This window comes from Ktedonobacterales bacterium (genome assembly GCA_036557285.1).
GTDB lineage: Bacteria > Chloroflexota > Ktedonobacteria > Ktedonobacterales > DATBGS01 > DATBHW01.
The window spans coordinates 97,215-114,710 of the sequence record DATBHW010000060.1; the positions used below are offsets into that span (position 1 = coordinate 97,215).

The following is a 17,496-nucleotide window of genomic DNA, read 5'->3' on the forward strand; positions in this document are numbered from 1 at the left end:
ATTCAAATCACACCCATTATGCGCCACTTGAAAACCTCCAGGCGCCGTCCTAGCAGAAAAGTCCTATCCCTTTACCTATCAAGATTCTAGAGCCAGATTTTATAAGGGGAAGAAGGTCACCTATGCCAGACCGCCGGATAACCCTGGATTACACAGCGGGCAGCGCCGAGCGTTCCGGTAGTGGACGCTATGCCCGCCAGCTTGTCTCGGCGCTGGACGCGCTGCATAGTCCTCATCGCTATACCCTCTTCAGTCGCGCGCGCCCCAACGCCAACCCGCGCCTTTCCACCGAAGACGCTTTTCGCCTGCGCGCGCTCCCACTGGGAGATCGCTTCCTCACCATGATCTGGCAGCAGGCGCGCCTTCCGCTGCCCGCCGATCTTTTCACGGGCCGCGCCGATCTCTGGCACGGGCTTGATTTCACACTCCCGCCGCTGCTTCACGGCAGCGCCATCGTCACTATCCCCGATCTGACGTTCCTTGCCCAACCTGATGGTATCGAACCTTCGCGCGCCGCATCTCGGAGCCGGGCTGTGTCACAAGCGGTTCAGCGCGCCGACGCTATTATCACTTTCTCTCAACAGGTGCGCCACGAACTAGTTGAACGCCTGAGTGCGCCCGCCGAGCGAGTCCAGGTCATCTATCCTGGCGTGAGCGCAGCTTTTCAGCGCATCACCGATAGTATGCTCCTGGCGGCCACGCGGCATAAGTTCGAGCTTCAGACGCCATTTATCCTGACGGTAGGCACGCTGGAGCCACGCAAAAATCTGGTTCGTCTGATTCAGGCGTTTGACAAGATTCGTCGGGATCGTTCTGGCCCCAGGATGCTTGCCATTGCCGGACAAAACGGCTGGCGCTACGAAGAGGTGTATGAGATCGTCAACCGGCTGAGCCTCAAGAATGAGGTACGCTTCCTGGGCCACGTCACCGACCTGGAGCTTGTGCTTTTATATAGTCTGGCGGATGTCGTGGCGCTGCCGTCGCTTTATGCGGGCTTCGGGTTTACCGTACTGGAGGCAATGGCCTGTGGAGCGCCAGTCGTCTGTAGTAACGCTGGCGCGCTGCCAGAGGTCGCGGGCGATGCCGCTTTGCTGGTCAACCCCACCGATACCGATGCTCTGGGTACCATGCTTTCGCGCTTGCTGCGCAATCCCAGGCTGCGGGCGCTGCTCAGCAAAAAAGGGCAGGCGCGGGCCGCAAAGTTTACCTGGGACGCCTGCGCCCAGAATCATCTCAAACTCTATGAGGAGGTAATACAGAAGCGTGAGGAACAGCAAGAAAGGAAAACGAACGAATAAGAGGTGAAAAGGTAAAGGGATTACTCAGTAAAGGCGCTCACGGCGGGCTGCTCTTCGGCTGCCTGGGCATTCTTCGCTGTTCGCTCTAGTCGGCTGACGATGAAATGCGCGCCGCTGACGCAGAGCAGTTCGGCCAGGGTCGCCAGAATGCGCGAAAGAAACGCGATCACCGTTGCCAGCGCGATGGTTGGCGTTACTGCCGCCAGCCCCAGCAGCAAAATGATGGCTGCCTCGCGGAACCCCAGCCCACTTGGCGTAATAAAGCTCAGGAAACCAATATCCCAGCCCAGCGCGTAAATCCCAATGCACAGCGCCAGCGTCAGCAAAACCGGGCTAACAGCCCCGGTCGCGCCGGTTCCGGCGATACCCAGCAGCAGCAGATAAAAAGCGACGCCGCCAATCACCCAGCTTGCGCACCACCAGAAGGTGACGACCAGCACATCACGATAGCGCATCGGTAAGGTGATCGCAGGTTTGCGCATGAGCTTGAGCGCCCGGTTTAAGCACCAGCCTAGCAGGCGCGGCTGCAACAGCGCCAGCAGGACCGGAATGGCTGCCAGCCCCACTATCAGCGCCGTCCCGCCGCTGAAGACCTGCCCCAGGGCATCAATATGCGGCCAGAAGAGCAATGTCACCGCAAAGACCAGCGCGCCTCCGGCCAGTTTCGTCACCAACTCCACGGTGATGCTGATAAAGCCAATTGACTTGGGAATCCCTTCGCGCTCGGCCCAGAAGATGCGCGTCAGCACATGCCAGACATTACCAGGGATATAGCGCACAAACTCCGAAGCCAGATAAATACGCACGCTCTTGGGCAGGGACAATGGCTGCCCCAGCCGACGCAGGACCGAGCGCCAGATGAGCGGATAGGAAAGCGTTTGCGCCACAAAGCCCACAAAAGCCAGCGCCAGCAAAGGGGCGCTTACCTGCCAATGGTATTTCGCCAGCGTATCCCAACTTCGGGCGAGGTCGGCGCCCAGCAAAATCAGGATCGCCGCCACCACTACCAGGCCAATCACCCGTTTGAGCGCCCGCCGCCCGCGCTGAACTGGCGGCTGGGATTGAGACTCAGCCCCAGGCACAGTATTGCTCGCATCGCTTCGTGGGGCTGAGGTTGCGCTGTTATCTGCCCGATGAAGCGCGTCCGGCATCTCTTCTGGCTCGCTCATCAGTCCAGCACCTGCCGCACACTATATTCCTGTTGAGGGTGATAATTAAAGTTACGAATCATCTCGCTCTGGAAGCCGGTTAAGATCATGCTCACCCCAAAGATCATCAGTATAATGCCCAGGAAGAGCAGCGGATGACGGCTAATCTGGTCATTAGCCGCAAACTTCAGAATTACCAGATAGAGATCGATCAGGAAGCCGGTGATCAGGCACAAGAAACCGAGCGTTCCGAACAAACGCAGGGGCGTGCGCATATAGGTCGTCAGAAACAGGACCGTCAGCAGGTCGAGGAAACCACGCGCAAAGCGGCGCGCTCCAAACTTCGAGACGCCGTACTGGCGCGGGTGGTGATGCACCTTGATCTCCGTCACTTTGAAGCCGCGTCCGGCGGCCAGGACCGGAATAAAACGGTGCAGCTCGCCATAGAGCCGCAAGTCATCGATCACCTCGCGTCGGTAGGCTTTGAAGCCGCAGTTCATATCGTGCAGATAGACACCCGTGGTCCAGGCCACTGTCTTGTTGAAAATACGCGAGGGGAATGTCTTGCTGATGGGGTCATGGCGTGGAAACTTCCAGCCCGACACCAGATCGTACCCCTCATCCAGCTTTGCCAGAAAAGCGGGAATCTCCGCAGGGTCATCTTGCAAATCAGCATCCAGTGTGAAGATGATTTCGCCCCGGCACTGCTGGAACCCGGCCATCAGCGCGGGCGTCTTCCCAAAGTTACGACGGAAGCGAATGGCCTTCACGGTCGAGTCTTTGCGATGTAACTCCTGCACTACTTTCCAGGAGCCATCGCGGCTGCCATCGTCCACAAAGATGATCTCATACGTCTGCCCCAACTGCTGGAGCTGCCTGGTAAGCTGCTCGTAGAGGCTAGGTAAGCTCTGCTCTTCGTCATACACAGGGACAACTATAGAATACGCCAGGCGTTCTTCGCGCTGGTTCGGCTGTGAAGGTTCAACCAGCGCCGAAAGTGAGCCGGATTGCTGCATAGGTTGATTCTCCGGCAGTATCTGCCACATAAAATACCAGGGGGCATGGCCGCTTGCTCCTGCGCGCCCCCAAATCAACATCCAATCATACCACGCTTAAAAAGCATCATTAGATACAACGCATTACCATAGAAAGAGGCCACGCAAACCATCGGACTATTTCCCGCAGGGGAAGGTTGACGCCTGCTATGTGGGGCGTTTACAATGGCCCAGGAGGAGGCGCGTTATGGCAGAAGAGCAGCAGAACCAACCAGAAGAACAACCGATCCCCCCTCAGAACGATGGAGCGCCAAATGAAGCGCCATCGGCGCTGATTAAAGCTGATCTAGTCATTCGCAATATCGGCCAGCTTGTGACCCTGGCCCAGGAGCCTATCCTGGGCGCACAGGGTCGCCTGCAAGTGATTGAGCAGGGGGCGCTGGCGGCCCGACTGGGGCGCATCGTCTGGGTAGGATCAGAGCGCGCGCTGGATCAAGCCGTAGACTATCGCCACGCCGATGTTCTCGACGCCGAAGGGCAGCCCGCCACCCCTGGCTTTGTTGATTCTCATACCCATCTGCTCTTTGCGGGCAATCGCGCCGAAGAGTTTCATCTGCGCCATCAAGGCGTGAGCTATGCCGAACTCAGCTCCCAGGGGCGAGGTATTCTCAGCACCGTTCGCGCCACTCGCACCGCCTCTGATGAAGAACTTATGCTGCTGGCTGAGCAGCGGCTTGAGCGCTTCCGCGCCTATGGCACTACCACTATCGAAGCCAAAACTGGCTATGGGCTGAATCACGAAACCGAAAGCCGATGTCTGCAAATCCTCAATACCTTCAATACCATGCCGCTCAGCCAGCCCCTTATCCCAACATTTCTCGGCGCGCACACTCTGGCTCCAGAATACCAGGGGCGGCGCGACGACTACGTTGATCTCATCGTCGAAGAGATGCTGCCAGCCTTCGCTGGCTTTGCCCGCTTCTGCGATGTCTTTTGCGAACAAACCGCCTTCACCGCGCAGGAGAGCAAGCGTATTCTCACCAGCGCCCAGGAACTCGGCTATCTGCTCAAAATCCATGCCGAGCAACTCAGTGCGTCGGGTGGGGCCAGGCTGGCGGCGGAGCTTGGCGCAACCTCGGCAGATCATCTCGATTTTGCCGACGACGACGATCTGGATGCTCTGCGCGAGGCAGGCGTCGTGGCAACTCTTCTGCCCGGCTGTTCATTCACCCTCAGTACCCCGTATCCTTCCGCGCGAAGGCTGCTGGATCGGGGGCTGACGGTGGCGCTGGCAACCGACTTCAACCCTGGCACGTCGTACTGCGAGAACATGCAGATGATGCTGGCCCTTGGCATCTCGGCAATGGGCATGACACTGGAAGAAGCACTGGAAGCCACCACGATCAATGGCGCGCGCGCGCTGGCCTTTCACGACGAGGCAGGCTCGTTGGAGGTTGGCAAGCGCTGCGATGTCGTTCTCTGGCGCACACACGATTATCATGAATTGGGCTATCACTTCGGGGTAAATCTGGTGGATCAGGTTCTTATTGCTGGCATCCGTTCCGAGCTGCGGCCAGGAACCCGTGCATAGAGAACGCCAGCAAGGGACATCAGCAGAAAATCCGCCAGAACGATAACCAGAACAACGGCAGAAAAACAACCTCACCATAGATATATTGGCAGAACAGGAAACGGAATGAAACTGCACCAACTGCTTCAAGGGTTGCCGGAGCCGCCGATCGCGGTAACTGGCAACCAGTATGACTTAGATATTGCAGGCATTGCCTATGACTCGCGCAAGATCGCGCTGGGCTGGCTCTTTGTGGCTGTACACGGCACGCACACCGACGGCCACCACTACATCAGCGAAGCCCTCCAAAGAGGCGCGCCAACCGCAGTAGGTGAGGAGCCAGCGCCCGCCGATCTCCCACCGGGCGCGCTTTATGTGCAGGTGCGCGATTCGCGGCGCGATCTGGCCTGGCTTGCCGATACCTTCTATGATCACCCCTCGCGCAAGCTTGGCCTCATCGGGATTACCGGCACCAAAGGCAAAAGTACCACCACCAACCTGATCGCCGAAGTCTTTCAGCGCGCCGGGCTGAAGTCGGGCCTGATGAGTACGCTCAACTTTCGCATCGGCGACCACGACTGGGAAAACGAGACGCGCCAGACCACCCAGGAATCGCTGGAAAACCACGCCATGCTGGCCGAAATGGTGCGCCAGCAGGTGCGCTACGCGGTTGTCGAAACCAGTTCGCATGGTCTGGCGCTGCATCGGGTGACGGGTATCGTCTATGACGTGGGCATCGCCACCAATATCACCAGCGAACACCTGGAGTTTCACGGCACCGTTGAGCAATATCGGCGGGATAAGGCGCGCCTGTTCGAGGGGCTGGACCCCATGACTGATAAAGGGCTGGGTGCGAAAAAAGCCGCCATCCTCAACCGCGATGACGCCAGTTACGATTACCTGCTCCCTTTCTGCCGCGTCCCCATCCTCACCTATGGCATTGACCACCAGGCAGATGTACACGCCGTCGATCTTGAACTGAGCGGCGCGGCCTCGCGTTTTCGGGTCGTGACCCCCACAGGCGAGATAGCTATCGAGACGCCGCTGATCGGGCGCTTCAATGTCTATAACTGCCTGGCAACGATCTGCGCTGGCTATACGCAAGGCATCAGCCTGGAAAAGATGCGTGAGGCCCTGGCGCACACCAGCGGCATACCTGGGCGTATGGAGCGCATTGACTGCGGCCAGCCATTCAGCGTGATCGTGGACTACGCCCACACCCCAGACAGCCTGGAACAAGTCTTTCGCTTGCTGCGCCCATTAACGCCGGGCCGGTTGATCGCCGTCTTTGGCTCCGCTGGCGAACGCAATACCCAGAAGCGCCCCAAACAAGGCGCGATTTCAGCGCAGCTTGCCGACCTCACCTTCCTGACCGACGAAGATTGCCGCGAGGAAGACCCCGAAAAGATTCTGCACGAGATCGCGGCGGGCGCATTGGAAGCTGGCGCGACGATTGGCAAAGATCTCTGGCTCATCGTAGATCGGCGGCAGGCTATCGGAGCCGCCTTCGACGCGGCGCGCCCAGGCGACACGGTGCTGCTGGCAGGCAAGGGCCATGAACACAGCATTATTGTAGGGCACGAGAGCCTTCCCTGGGACGAGCGCGAAGTGGCCCGCGAACTGCTGCGCGAGCGCCAGGCATCCGCAGGGCACCCCTGATGGAAACCTGGCTGCGCTTGCCCTTGTTCCACGCTCCGCAGAGCTATCACCTGGCGCTGACCGACGCCCTTTTACAGAGCGCCGCTGATCGCCCGCCGCTGCTTTACTGGCAGGTTGCCGAGCCAGCCGCTGTGGTGATCGGCATCAGCCAGAAGCTCAGTGACCTGGATATGGCTGCCTGCCAGAAGGCAGGGTTAGCTATCTATCGGCGGGCTGCGGGAGGCACAGCCGTACTCGTCGGCCCCGACCTGCTCTCGCTGGATGTGATCTTGCCGCCTGGGTACCCCCTGGCCGGGCGCGATATTGTCGAGGCGTACCGCTGGTTTGGCGATCTCTGGGCCGAGACCTTACAGGGGTTAGGGCTGGCGGCGCGCGCGATCCCCCCAGCAGAGGCGCACGCGCCGCGCACTCGTCAGGCGCTGGAGCAGGCCGGGCGTCTGGAACACCTGCTGCGCCAATCGTGCTATGGCGCGTTCTCGCCCTATGAGATTGGCGTCAACGGGCGCAAAGTGCTTGGCCTCGATCAAGTGCGGCGGCGCGTGGGTTTTCTCTTTCAGGCCGGTTTGCTCCTGCGCTGGGATGCAGGACAGGTTGCCTCGCTGTTGGCGGCGGAGCCAGAGGAGCGCCCGGCCCTTGCAGCCGGGCTGCGCGAACGGGCAGCGGGTCTGGATGAACTGATAGAGCGTCCTATGCCACCTTATGAGATCATCAGCCAGTTCGAGACGCGCTTGCAGCGGCGCTATACAGTGGGATGGCAAGAGATGAACGTGTCAACACAGCTTGATACAGTGGCACGCGCCTATGAACGGGAACGATATGAATCCCTGGCGCCTGAAACAGCAGCCGATGAGCGATCCCAACAGGGGGAGTAATGACAGGGATTTGGAGCTATTTTCAAGGACGCTTCACAGTGCTTATGATGAGTGATTGCTGTACTCATCCGCAGCGGGCAGGGTTTGCGTCCACGAATAGGGCATGCTACACTGATGCCTGAACGTTCTGGCAAGATAGAGTTCTTGACGGCGAGAACGGAAGAGAGACGACGACCACAATCCTCAGTCTGATCTCCTCTCCGGCGCAGAGGACGCGGAAAGGAAGCATTGGTGGGTATGAGTAGAGAAGCATATGATTTCGGGCGGGCTGACCTCCTGGATGCCGAGGCAATTGGCAGGCCAGGGCGACGCCGTTTCCGCCTGTTTGTACGCGCGGGGGGCCGCACTGCCGGACTCTGGATCGAACGCGAACAGCTTCAGGCGCTTGCTGATGCCATTGATCAGGTGCTGGCCCAGCTAGCAGGTGGCGATGTGCTGCGAAACCTGATCCTCTCGCAAACTTCGGAGGTTCCTGGCGCGCCGCCAGACTTCCCCGCTCATCCCGACATCGAGTTCCAGATCGGAGAACTCTCGCTAGGCTATGATGAGCGCGATAATTTATTGGCAGTTCTTGCCACCCCACTGGAGCTTCTGGAAGAAGAAGGCGAAACGCGCGCGCAGCGCAGCAGTGAGCCAGGCTTCGCCGCGCGTTTCAGCCGCGATCAAGCCTCGACGCTCAGCCAGCATATTCAGAGCATCCTTACCTCTGGGCGGCCCCGCTGCGCTCTTTGCGGCGCACCCCTTGAGGCGGAGCCTCACGCCTGCCCCAAACAAAACGGTCATCACCCCATAGAGATAGGGTAAAGCACGCACAGACGAAAGGCAGCGTGCCCGGATCAGGCACGCTGCCTTAGTTTGTGCGTTCAGCCGCCGACAACACGCGGAATCATCACAATCTGCTCCGCTTGTGGGTCGAACGTCTCAAGACGCTGGGGCGCCTGGCCGGGTTCTACTCTGAAGGCTGTGGCTCCCCTGGCCCGCTCCTGCGCGAATATGCGCTCAGCCTCGCGGATGGCAGCAAGCGCCTCAGGATCACCAACGGCAACTCGCTCTTGATCCCAGGCTACGCGGTCGTCGCCTCGACGGGACATCACTCGTAGCACTCCCACGGCTGATTCCTCCTTTTGCTTTGCATGACAAGCACTGCTTGCTGGAGATCACCGCTTACGCGGCGTTCATCCGGTTACATTCAACGCTCTGCTTTCGCCTACAAGTCTCGGACCTCTGTTGTATTGTATAGCGGTCCTGCAACTCCGTCAAGCAGGATTTGGGCCAAGACCATAAGCCCTGCTTCACTGCACTCTGATCGTCAGCCCTGGTCATTGAGCGGTTGCTCCCTGGTGCGCCCTGGTATGCAAGGGAAGCATAGCAAACGCCGCAACTTCAGGCGCCAAAGCACAGAAGAGAGCGGAACGACATTTTCTCGCTGATGCCTTGCTGCAAGCGCCCTTGACAATTGAGCATGAGTATGGTAATCTTCAGGCGTTGATTGCAGCAGCTTCGCTCCAACACCATGAATGGAGTGTTTCTGCGGGAGTAGCTCAGGGGTAGAGCGTCTCCTTGCCAAGGAGAAGGTCGCGGGTTCAAATCCCGTCTCCCGCTCCATATCTCTGCCCGGCGACGTGGCCAAGTGGTTAAGGCGGGGGTCTGCAAAACCCCTATCGGCGGTTCGAATCCGCCCGTCGCCTCCAGGCTCGTCTCAAAGCTTACAAACGGCGTGCAAGCGTATGGTTAGGCAAAGGATAATCTGCCATGCGTTTGGACGCCGCTCTTGTTGAATTGGGATTCTCCAAAGACTGGACACCAGCCTCGCGCAAATGGTTCACGGGCCGCATACGCACCTTCATCACGTGGGCCGAAGGGCAGGGGATACACGACATTGAGGATGTGACGGCTCCGTTAGTCCGCCGCTACGTCGAGTACCGCCGCACCACCCCCTCCAAATACGGAAAACCCCTCAGTTCTTGGACACTTTATGGTCATGTACTGGCGATCAAAGACCTGCTGAATTGGGCTGTTCGTGAAGACCTGCTGGACGAGAAGATCGTCAAGCGGATAGAACGCCCCAAGCGTGACCAGAAGGTGATCGCCGTCTTCAACCCACGCCAGATTGATCTGCTCTTTGCCGCCTGTGAGCAAGGAGAAAATCAGGAACAGATCGCACGTGATAAGGCTATCCTGGCAGTCCTGATCGACACAGGCATCCGTGCCAACGAACTATGTACCCTCACGCGCGATAGAGTCTATTTTGCCGATGGCGAAGCCTGGATACTTGTCAATGGCAAAGGCAGGAAGCAACGAGAAGTGGGCCTGGGGAACCACACGCGCAATCTCCTTCATCGTTACCTCCACCGCTATCGCCGTGCCTCGCGCGAGATGCCGTATGTGTTCGTTGCCAAGGGGGATAAGCCGCTGACACCGGAAGGGTTGGACAGACTACTCTATCGCCTGCGCGACCGGGCGGGCAGAGAACATTTTCAAGGAGTGCGCGTATCGGCCCATACTTTTCGCCATCATTACGCTGTCAGCTACCTGCAAAACGGTGGGGACGTATACAAGCTCAGCCGATTGCTGGGGCATAGCACCGTCGCTGTAACCGATGGCTATCTCAAAGCCTTCACCTCGAAAGATGCCAGAAGCGGGAATAACTCCGTGTTGGATGCAACTAAGCAGAATAGGAGTCGGACATGAACACGATCTTTCGCGGATTGTACACTCGACATTGTGAGTTCGCTTGAAAGGAAGGTTCACGCATGTTAGTTTCTCAGGCCATCGAGCAGTACAAAGGAACACTTTCGCCCGAAACATCGGCATCTCATCTCAACTTGCTCACTGCCTTTGCAAAACGGTTCGAAGAACGAGAATTGGAGGAGCTTGAGGCTGATGACATCCCTCACTTCGCCGCAACACGTACTCCTCGCCGACCGTTTGCGCCGCGCCCCTACCGCATGATTTATGACCACACTCGGTTTCTCAAGGAGTTTCTCGCCTGGTGCGCCAAAGAAGGGTTCGTCTCAGAAACACTGCCCAATAACGTTGAGTTACCAGAGATCGATGATGTCGAGGTGGTCGAGGTGCTGACTCATGAACAGATTCGCCGCCTGCTCGCAGCCTGTAAGAAGGAGGCCACTTTCACACAAGAGACACGCGATACGGCCATTCTCTACATACTTCTGGAAACGGGCATGAGTGCTGATGAACTATGCAACTTAAAGGTGGACGACATCTTCTCCTCCGCTGACAAAATGGTCATCAGGGTCCAAGGAAGAGGAGGGCACAACGAGCGCGAGATTCCGCTTGGAGAGCGAGCCAGTGTAGCACTCCGGCATTACATCGTTGCCTATCGCCGCAAAGCTCCTAGGGAAGAACAGCATGTGTTTATTTCATTAGAGCAGCGGGCGCTTACAGTTGATGAGCTTACACACATTCTACTTTATCTAAGAGATAAGAGTCAGGTAGAGGGTGTTCAATGCACCATTGATACGCTGCGCCAGACGTTCGCAATGAACTACTTAAAAGAGACGAGAGATTATTTTTCCCTTGCGGTTCGAATGGGGTTGCCGGATGTGGAGAGAGTGGGGAACTTCCTTCAGGCATACCCGGAATGGACGCGCGGCAAGAATGTCTATTCATAGTGGACCATTTGAGACGAGGTGAGTCTTGTCACCCTCAAGAGAGGAAGAATCTTTGTCCAAGCTCACATATAAAACCTTGACTTTACCTTGATCTTGTGCTATAATAGTATGTGGAAAACTTAAAAAGCAGTTATCCAGACTGCTCATCCATTGGGAAGAGGACTTTACCCCACTTGAGGAGGCGAAGCCCTTTTCTGTGTGGCGTCGGCATCCCTGTTCGGCGCTTTTTCTCGCGTGAGCGACCAAGATAGAAAGGAGACAAGGCATGGCAAAGTCGGTAGTGCAGGCGATTGGGGAGTACGTGACCATCCAGGGCGCGGCTGAGAAGTTGGGCAGTACCTTTTGGACTGTCTATGGGTGGGTTAAACGCAATAACATCCCGACGATTCGTGTTGGCCGGACCATCATGGTTCGACTGTCTGACCTGAGCGGCTTGGCAGCACGATAAAAAAAGCACCCCCAGCGTGCGCAAACACGTTGGGGGCCATCTCTTGACTTCTTGGGTGGTGCCAATGGAGTCAGGAAGGAGACATCTCATGAACGGCGAATCTAACGCGAAGACGAAACGCACATTGCGAAAGGAGACATCTCACTTTGAATAGTATAACACACACCGAAACGGAAGCACCAAATTATCCCGAACGTGCGCTCTCCTACAGCGCACGAGGCTGGCATGTCTTCCCACTTCACAGCATGCGGCGGGATGGGGTCTGCACCTGCGGCAAGCCTGACTGCCAGAACCCAGCAAAGCACCCACGCACCCAAAACGGGCTGAATGATGCAACGAGCGACCCAGAACAGATACGCCAATGGTGGGCACAATGGCCGGATGCCAATATTGGGATACGAACAGGCGAGATCAGTGGCTTGGTGGTGGTAGACATCGATACAAGACACGGAGCTACCCTCGATACGGTTAGACCTATTCCACCAACCGCACAAGTACGGACTGGTAGTGGAGGTTGGCATTTGTACTTCCGCTACCCAGTCGGGCTGGACATCAGGAATAGCAATTCAAAGATTGCCAAGGGCGTAGATATTCGTGCCAACGGAGGATATGTGGTTGCTCCACTCAGCTTGCATCAATCTGGCAGCCGCTATGAATGGGCAGGTGATGGGCTGGTGTCTCTGGCAGATCTACCCCCACATCTCCTTCAGAAGATCACCGCCAAGAAACAACGCGATACCACAGCCGCAGAAGGCGACGAAATACCAGAAGGGCAGCGGAATAGCACCCTTGCAAGGATGGCCGGGAACATGCGGCATGCTGGTTTTGATGAGGAAGCCATCCTAGCTGCCTTGAAGGCAACGAATGAAAACAGGTGCGACCCGCCGCTAGATGATGCTGAAGTGGAGCGTATCGCTGCCAGCATCTCCCGCTACGAGCCAAACCAGCAGTGGCAATTCAGCGCCCAAGATGACAGCGTGAAAGCCATCATCGAAGAAGATAGACTTTACACCGATACAGGCAACGCGCTCAGGCTTGCACAGATGTTCGGTGGTAAGCTGCGCCATACGAAGGAGTGGGGTTGGCTGGTATACGAGAATGGCAGATGGGTACAAGATGCCGAGAAACAGGCACGTGGCTTTGCCATAGACTCCATCAACGACCTGATGAAAGAGGCACTCACTACCCAGGACAGAAACCGAAGCAACTTGCTCCGCGCCCATGCGCAGCGTTCTTATTCCAGCGGCAGGTTGAAAGCGATGCTTGAGATAGCAGCAGGTCTACCAGGGATTGCAGCGCATGTACAAGATTTTGACAGCGACCCATATCTGCTGAACATCCGTAACGGCACGATCAACCTGAGAACTGGCAAGCTGCAACCACACAATCCGGCAGATTTGCTCATCAAGCAGGCGAATGTTGACTTTGACACAGCAGCCATAGCCCCTCGTTTCGAGCAGTTCATTAAGGAGGTATTTGGGGACAGCCAAAACCTCATCAACTACATCCAGCGTGTGATCGGCTATGCGCTTGTGGGGCAGAACAAGGAAGAAGTGTTCTTTATGGCGTATGGGACGGGGGCGAATGGGAAATCAACCTTGTTTAGCGTGGTGTCCAGCATCTTGGGAGACTACGCCCAGCCTTTGAAGGCAGATTCGCTGATGAAACAACCACATGGAAGGAATAGCCAAGCAGCAGACCCAGAGCTAGCCGCATTGGTGGGGGCCAGGTTGGTAACAGCCTCTGAACCTTCAGAGAACCGGCTGGATATGGGCCGAATCAAGGAGCTAACTGGCGGTGAGACAATGCAGGTACGTGAGCTACACAAAGCCCCGTTCAAGTTCCGTCCTGGGTTCGCACTTATCCTATCCACCAACGAGCCTCCCAATCTGGGTGAGTATAACGAGGCAACACGCCGACGCATGCGACTCCTGCCTTTTAATCGCACATTCACCGAGAAGGAGCGCGACCTTTACCTGAAAGAGCGACTACTGTCTGAGGCATCCGGTATTCTCAACTGGATGATTGCGGGAGCACTGGCCTGGCTGCAATCCGGTCTCACAGAACCAGCAGAGGCACACCGGGCTACAGAGGAGTATATCGCCAGCGATGACGAATACTACGGATTCTTTAACGACGTGCTGGTTGCTGACTCCGATGCGCGTATGCTTGGTAAGCCTGCATTTGAGGCGTTCAAAGAATGGGCCAGAGACGAGGAGGTGGACACGTTCAAACTCGACATCAGGGCTTTCTACAAGCTGGTGCAGAAACGCGGCATTATGACCAGGGTCACAGGCGGCAAGACGTGCCTGCTAGGCGTGCGGATGACTAAGGGCAAGGAGGCCAACACGCCACCGGATGGAGAGCCGGAAGAGATTCCTTTCTAACTCGATGGGGGCTGGCCTAACGGCTGGCCCTCTCTTTTTATCTGGTGGGGCATTTTGGCAGGTGAGGTAGGTGGGCAACATAGGTATCTCCCTATATTTTTTACCAAAGAGAGAGTTTTAGAAAATAATAGGGAAATACCACCCTCATCCCACCTATCCCACCTATTGGTTTCCGCAGCCGGAGTGGGCGAGGGTGTGTGGTGCCTTGCTCGGCTTTTGGTTTCGCATCCACGATACGATCAGCAGGAACTCTCTTCAGTAAGCAGGCGCGTTTTTTTCCACGTTTGATGACGACATACCCCAGGCTTGACACCGGCTGTATGCTGATGGTGAGAGGAGGCGCACATGGCAAACGAGGAGCATTTGGCTATTATCAAACAAGGAGTAGAGGTCTGGAATAAATGGCGAGAAATTCCCAAAAGATACCCAAACCTGAGCGGGGCTGACCTGAGCGGGGCTGACTTGAGAGGAGCCTGGCTGGCTCAGACAAACCTGAGTGGGGCGAACCTGAGCGGGGCTAACTTGGGCGTAGCTGATCTGTGGAGAACAGACTTAACCGACGCTGATTTGAGCCATGTTAATCTGACCGAGACCGCTGTCACAGGAACAGGTCTGAAAGCGGCAAACTTAAGCAGAGCCATATTGACTGGAACTCGCTTTACCCGATCTGACCTGAGCCAAACCAAATGGCAGGAAGCCATTATGAGTTACGTGATCTTTGGAGATGTAGACCTCACCCAAGCTCAGGATTTAGAAACCGTAATTCATGATGGACCATCGACGATTGGGATTGACACTATCTATCGTTCGCAGGGCCAAATTCCAGAGGTGTTCCTGCGTGGCACTGGCGTCCCCGACAGCTTCATCGACTACATGTGCTCGCTGACGGGCAAGCCGATTGATTATTACTCCGCGTTCATCAGCTACTCCAGCAAAGATGATGAGTTCGCCAAGCGGCTCTATAACGACCTGCAAGGAGCGGGGGTGCGTTGTTGGTTCGCGCCGGAAGACCTCAAGATAGGGGACGAGACACGGACACGGATTGACGAATCGATTCGCCTGCACGACAAATTGCTGCTCATCCTCTCCGAACATTCCATTGCCAGCGCCTGGGTCCAGAAAGAGGTCGAAACAGCCTTTGAAAAGGAGCGACAGCAGAAACGGCTGATGCTCTTTCCAATTCGGCTGGATTACACAGTGATGAACACTCCCACAGCATGGGCGGCGGATATTCGTCGGATGCGCAACATTGGGGACTTCACCCGCTGGAAAGATCACGACGCCTACCAGAAAGCCTTTGAGCGCCTGTTGCGTGACCTGAAAGCCGCCTCTACCACAACCTGATGCACCGCCGTCGGACGCTATAATCGAGGATACCAGCAAGAGAGAGGAGGTGAGAAACCTGTGGAAATACCTGAAAGAGTTGATGAGTGGACACTTGATACGGTCAAGGAGGTTGTCAGGAAGCACGAGTTTGAACCAGGGCGATTCGACTACAAAGCCTACTTACAACCTGCAACCCGTACCTCTGACCCAGACCACATCCCATCAATCCGTCGGACAGTTTGCTCAATGGCAAATGCAGGTGGTGGGTACATCCTCTTTGGGATACTTGACAGGAGCATAAAAGTCCGCTCCCCTGATGAGCGGATTGTTGGGTTTCCTCTTGGGAAAGACCTCCTCAAACAGTTTGGAGAGAAGATTCAAGCAATTCAGCCAGATGTCTACTTTGAGGCTAGCCCTGCCCCAATAAAACTTTCCGACCCAGCTAAGGGCATCTTTGTCGTTCATATCCCTACAAGCCTGCGGCGGCCACATATGGTAGAGTCAACCGGCGCATTTTATAGGCGCGGGCAAGGCGGGCATGCGGTACAAATGGGATTCTACGAGGTGCGAGATCAAATGCTGTATACCGAAGAACTCCGTCGTAAGGTGACGCTCCTTCGCCTGGTGATTGCGCAGTACCTTGCCCAAATGGAGAAGATGAGGTATGTAGCCCATAATCAGGGCAAAGTTCGTTTCGACACGCGGCCCTTTGCGACTATCCTGGTCGATGCCTCTATTTTCTTTCCACCATCGGATGATCTACTCAAGGATTTGCTGGACATCCCTATTGTGGCCGACAACCTTCAGGAAATCGTGGAGAGCAAAGGAGCATATCAGGCTTCCGCATCAATAGAATACGCTGAACTTTCCAATCTCTGTAACAAATGCGAACATCGTTTTAATGAGCTTTTCGGTCTATTAGGGTTTGAAGGCTGGCCACCTACATCCAGCTAATTCTTGGTGTTCTCTTGCTGTCCTGTTAATTGGGCAAAATCACGTTCGCTAAGCTTGCGTGCTGCCTGAACAAACCATGCCCAAGGGCTGCTGGGGTCTCTTCCTTGAAAGACATCCAGGCTGCTTCTGAGGGCCGCATCAATGACAACAGGTTGCTTCAGGTACAGCTTGACATTCTCCACGCGAAACGCCCAAGGATATTTCTCTGGCGAACGAACCTTCGGATGAGGTTTGTATTCCGGCGCTGAGGCAACTCGTGCGTGTCCAACGACCCCAGTGCCAGTCGCGTAGAAGCAAATCCAATCTCCTGGCTTGATATGTTTTCTTCCAGGCGTCCGGTCCCCAAAGGCATACACATGCTCCTGACCCACCAGGGACTGAATTACTTCCTCAGCCGTCTGTTTCTCATCATCCGTCACAGGGGTAAGCCAGTACACAACATTCTTCTGGGCTGGTGCTACGGGCGGCGCAGGTGCCTCCTCTGGTTCGGTGATCTCTTCTGGCTTTGGTCCCGTCAGCAGGCGAGACATTAACTGGACAATGGGGTCAATCCTCGGAACTGAAGGGCGAACAACTTCAAGGAAGTCTTTGTGCGTTCCATATTGGGACATCATCTCGGCGAGTGAGAGCAGGGCATCAGTAGAAATCACCCGCAACTGGTGGGTGCGCTTCTCGCCGACAATGGCATTCTCCAGTTGAGAGACTTTCGGGTCGGGCCGTCCTACGACGTAGAGACCCAAGGCATGCTCCCAATCGGGAATCCGCTTGGCCGAAATGAGTTCGTCAATATACCCTAACAACGTTGCTGTCTTGACTGAGTACACTTCGGTTGTCTTCACCTCAACCACCATATGGAAACCAGTCGGGGAGACCCAAAGGCCATCGAAGCCAATCTGCCCCTGGACCCCCTGATAGCGCCCAAAGGTGACGGTAAACCCAAACAACTGCCCCAGGTGATTCACCAGGTCTTGAAGAGCGCGGCTGTATTGATCCCCTGATGTTCGCAAGCACTCTTCGATATAATCTCGAACCTGGCCGATCTGCTTGATATTCTCTCCAAGGTATTTGCGAAAGCGTTCTCGTGAGGTCTGCTCTCCTGCGGAATCGTCAAGCGTGCCAACGAGGGATAAAATCGTTTTGAGGTTGATGTCTGTGTTGCTCATTACTCACCTCGCCAATTCTTCGTGTCCCCCACACCAAACCC

The 17,496-nt window shown here is 56.2% G+C and carries 15 protein-coding genes and 2 tRNA genes; 13 read left to right on the plus strand and 4 right to left on the minus strand.

What is annotated here, in order from left to right; translation table 11 throughout:
- The first annotated feature begins 122 nt into the window (after nucleotides 1-122).
- Nucleotides 123-1,298 carry a glycosyltransferase family 1 protein gene (locus VH599_18290; GenBank protein ID HEY7350274.1) on the plus strand — a complete coding sequence of 392 codons (1,176 nt, stop codon included), beginning with the start codon at nucleotides 123-125 and terminating at the stop codon, nucleotides 1,296-1,298.
- Between the two features lie 20 nt (nucleotides 1,299-1,318).
- On the opposite strand, the gene VH599_18295 is transcribed toward VH599_18290, so the two are convergent.
- Both VH599_18295 and VH599_18300 read right to left on the minus strand, forming a co-directional pair.
- The gene (locus VH599_18295; protein HEY7350275.1) at nucleotides 1,319-2,467 is read right to left on the minus strand and encodes a lysylphosphatidylglycerol synthase transmembrane domain-containing protein; all 1,149 of its coding nucleotides are present in this window, start codon (nucleotides 2,465-2,467) and stop codon (nucleotides 1,319-1,321) included.
- On the minus strand, nucleotides 2,467-3,462 hold the full coding sequence (locus VH599_18300; protein HEY7350276.1) for a glycosyltransferase family 2 protein: 996 nt from the start codon (nucleotides 3,460-3,462) through the stop codon (nucleotides 2,467-2,469). The genes VH599_18295 and VH599_18300 overlap by 1 nt, the downstream gene beginning before the upstream one ends.
- Nucleotides 3,463-3,688: 226 nt before the next feature.
- On the opposite strand from VH599_18300, the gene hutI reads away from it, so the two are divergent.
- From hutI to VH599_18320, 4 genes are all read left to right on the plus strand, one after another.
- Entirely contained in the window at nucleotides 3,689-5,032 is a 1,344-nt protein-coding gene (hutI, locus tag VH599_18305) for an imidazolonepropionase (GenBank protein ID HEY7350277.1), read from the plus strand.
- 105 nt (nucleotides 5,033-5,137) lie between these two features.
- Nucleotides 5,138-6,670, plus strand: coding sequence for a UDP-N-acetylmuramoyl-L-alanyl-D-glutamate--2,6-diaminopimelate ligase (locus tag VH599_18310; GenBank protein HEY7350278.1), 1,533 nt, complete (start codon nucleotides 5,138-5,140; stop codon nucleotides 6,668-6,670).
- Nucleotides 6,670-7,542 carry a hypothetical protein gene (locus VH599_18315; GenBank protein ID HEY7350279.1) on the plus strand — a complete coding sequence of 291 codons (873 nt, stop codon included), beginning with the start codon at nucleotides 6,670-6,672 and terminating at the stop codon, nucleotides 7,540-7,542. Before VH599_18310 ends, VH599_18315 begins: the two co-directional genes overlap by 1 nt.
- Nucleotides 7,543-7,779: 237 nt before the next feature.
- The gene (locus VH599_18320; protein HEY7350280.1) at nucleotides 7,780-8,346 is read left to right on the plus strand and encodes a DUF3090 family protein; all 567 of its coding nucleotides are present in this window, start codon (nucleotides 7,780-7,782) and stop codon (nucleotides 8,344-8,346) included.
- 59 nt (nucleotides 8,347-8,405) lie between these two features.
- On the opposite strand, the gene VH599_18325 is transcribed toward VH599_18320, so the two are convergent.
- Nucleotides 8,406-8,651 carry a hypothetical protein gene (locus VH599_18325; GenBank protein HEY7350281.1) on the minus strand — a complete coding sequence of 82 codons (246 nt, stop codon included), beginning with the start codon at nucleotides 8,649-8,651 and terminating at the stop codon, nucleotides 8,406-8,408.
- 421 nt (nucleotides 8,652-9,072) lie between these two features.
- On the opposite strand from VH599_18325, the gene VH599_18330 reads away from it, so the two are divergent.
- The 8 genes from VH599_18330 (at nucleotide 9,073) to VH599_18365 (ending at nucleotide 16,292) form a co-directional block, all read left to right on the plus strand.
- Nucleotides 9,073-9,147 (plus strand) — tRNA-Gly (locus VH599_18330).
- An 11-nt stretch (nucleotides 9,148-9,158) separates the two neighbouring features.
- Nucleotides 9,159-9,233 (plus strand) — tRNA-Cys (locus VH599_18335).
- A 61-nt stretch (nucleotides 9,234-9,294) separates the two neighbouring features.
- A complete protein-coding gene (locus VH599_18340; GenBank protein ID HEY7350282.1) occupies nucleotides 9,295-10,233 on the plus strand; it encodes a tyrosine-type recombinase/integrase in 939 nt (312 codons plus the stop codon).
- 62 nt (nucleotides 10,234-10,295) lie between these two features.
- Nucleotides 10,296-11,177 (plus strand): tyrosine-type recombinase/integrase, encoded by an 882-nt coding sequence (locus tag VH599_18345; protein ID HEY7350283.1) that lies wholly within the window; start codon nucleotides 10,296-10,298, stop codon nucleotides 11,175-11,177.
- A gap of 265 nt (nucleotides 11,178-11,442) precedes the next feature.
- Nucleotides 11,443-11,625 (plus strand): hypothetical protein, encoded by a 183-nt coding sequence (locus VH599_18350; GenBank protein ID HEY7350284.1) that lies wholly within the window; start codon nucleotides 11,443-11,445, stop codon nucleotides 11,623-11,625.
- Nucleotides 11,626-11,771: 146 nt separating this feature from the next.
- Entirely contained in the window at nucleotides 11,772-14,012 is a 2,241-nt protein-coding gene (locus VH599_18355; GenBank protein ID HEY7350285.1) for a phage/plasmid primase, P4 family, read from the plus strand.
- A 345-nt stretch (nucleotides 14,013-14,357) separates the two neighbouring features.
- Complete coding sequence (locus VH599_18360; GenBank protein HEY7350286.1) at nucleotides 14,358-15,356, plus strand: toll/interleukin-1 receptor domain-containing protein; 999 nt, start codon at nucleotides 14,358-14,360, stop codon at nucleotides 15,354-15,356.
- Nucleotides 15,357-15,416: 60 nt separating this feature from the next.
- A complete protein-coding gene (locus VH599_18365; GenBank protein ID HEY7350287.1) occupies nucleotides 15,417-16,292 on the plus strand; it encodes an ATP-binding protein in 876 nt (291 codons plus the stop codon).
- Here the strand turns inward: VH599_18365 and VH599_18370 are convergent.
- On the minus strand, nucleotides 16,289-17,455 hold the full coding sequence (locus VH599_18370; GenBank protein HEY7350288.1) for a hypothetical protein: 1,167 nt from the start codon (nucleotides 17,453-17,455) through the stop codon (nucleotides 16,289-16,291). The genes VH599_18365 and VH599_18370 overlap by 4 nt on opposite strands.
- Nucleotides 17,456-17,496 lie beyond the last annotated feature (41 nt).

Bases quoted from the DNA above. Each gene is read 5' to 3' on its own strand.
- VH599_18290 (HEY7350274.1), top strand. From the start codon at position 123: ATGCCAGACCGCCGGATAACCCTGGATTACACAGCGGGCAGCGCCGAG.
- VH599_18295 (HEY7350275.1), bottom strand. From the start codon at position 2,467: ATGAGCGAGCCAGAAGAGATGCCGGACGCGCTTCATCGGGCAGATAAC.
- VH599_18300 (HEY7350276.1), bottom strand. From the start codon at position 3,462: ATGCAGCAATCCGGCTCACTTTCGGCGCTGGTTGAACCTTCACAGCCG.
- hutI (HEY7350277.1), top strand. From the start codon at position 3,689: ATGGCAGAAGAGCAGCAGAACCAACCAGAAGAACAACCGATCCCCCCT.
- VH599_18310 (HEY7350278.1), top strand. From the start codon at position 5,138: ATGAAACTGCACCAACTGCTTCAAGGGTTGCCGGAGCCGCCGATCGCG.
- VH599_18315 (HEY7350279.1), top strand. From the start codon at position 6,670: ATGGAAACCTGGCTGCGCTTGCCCTTGTTCCACGCTCCGCAGAGCTAT.
- VH599_18320 (HEY7350280.1), top strand. From the start codon at position 7,780: ATGAGTAGAGAAGCATATGATTTCGGGCGGGCTGACCTCCTGGATGCC.
- VH599_18340 (HEY7350282.1), top strand. From the start codon at position 9,295: ATGCGTTTGGACGCCGCTCTTGTTGAATTGGGATTCTCCAAAGACTGG.
- VH599_18345 (HEY7350283.1), top strand. From the start codon at position 10,296: ATGTTAGTTTCTCAGGCCATCGAGCAGTACAAAGGAACACTTTCGCCC.
- VH599_18350 (HEY7350284.1), top strand. From the start codon at position 11,443: ATGGCAAAGTCGGTAGTGCAGGCGATTGGGGAGTACGTGACCATCCAG.
- VH599_18360 (HEY7350286.1), top strand. From the start codon at position 14,358: ATGGCAAACGAGGAGCATTTGGCTATTATCAAACAAGGAGTAGAGGTC.
- VH599_18370 (HEY7350288.1), bottom strand. From the start codon at position 17,455: ATGAGCAACACAGACATCAACCTCAAAACGATTTTATCCCTCGTTGGC.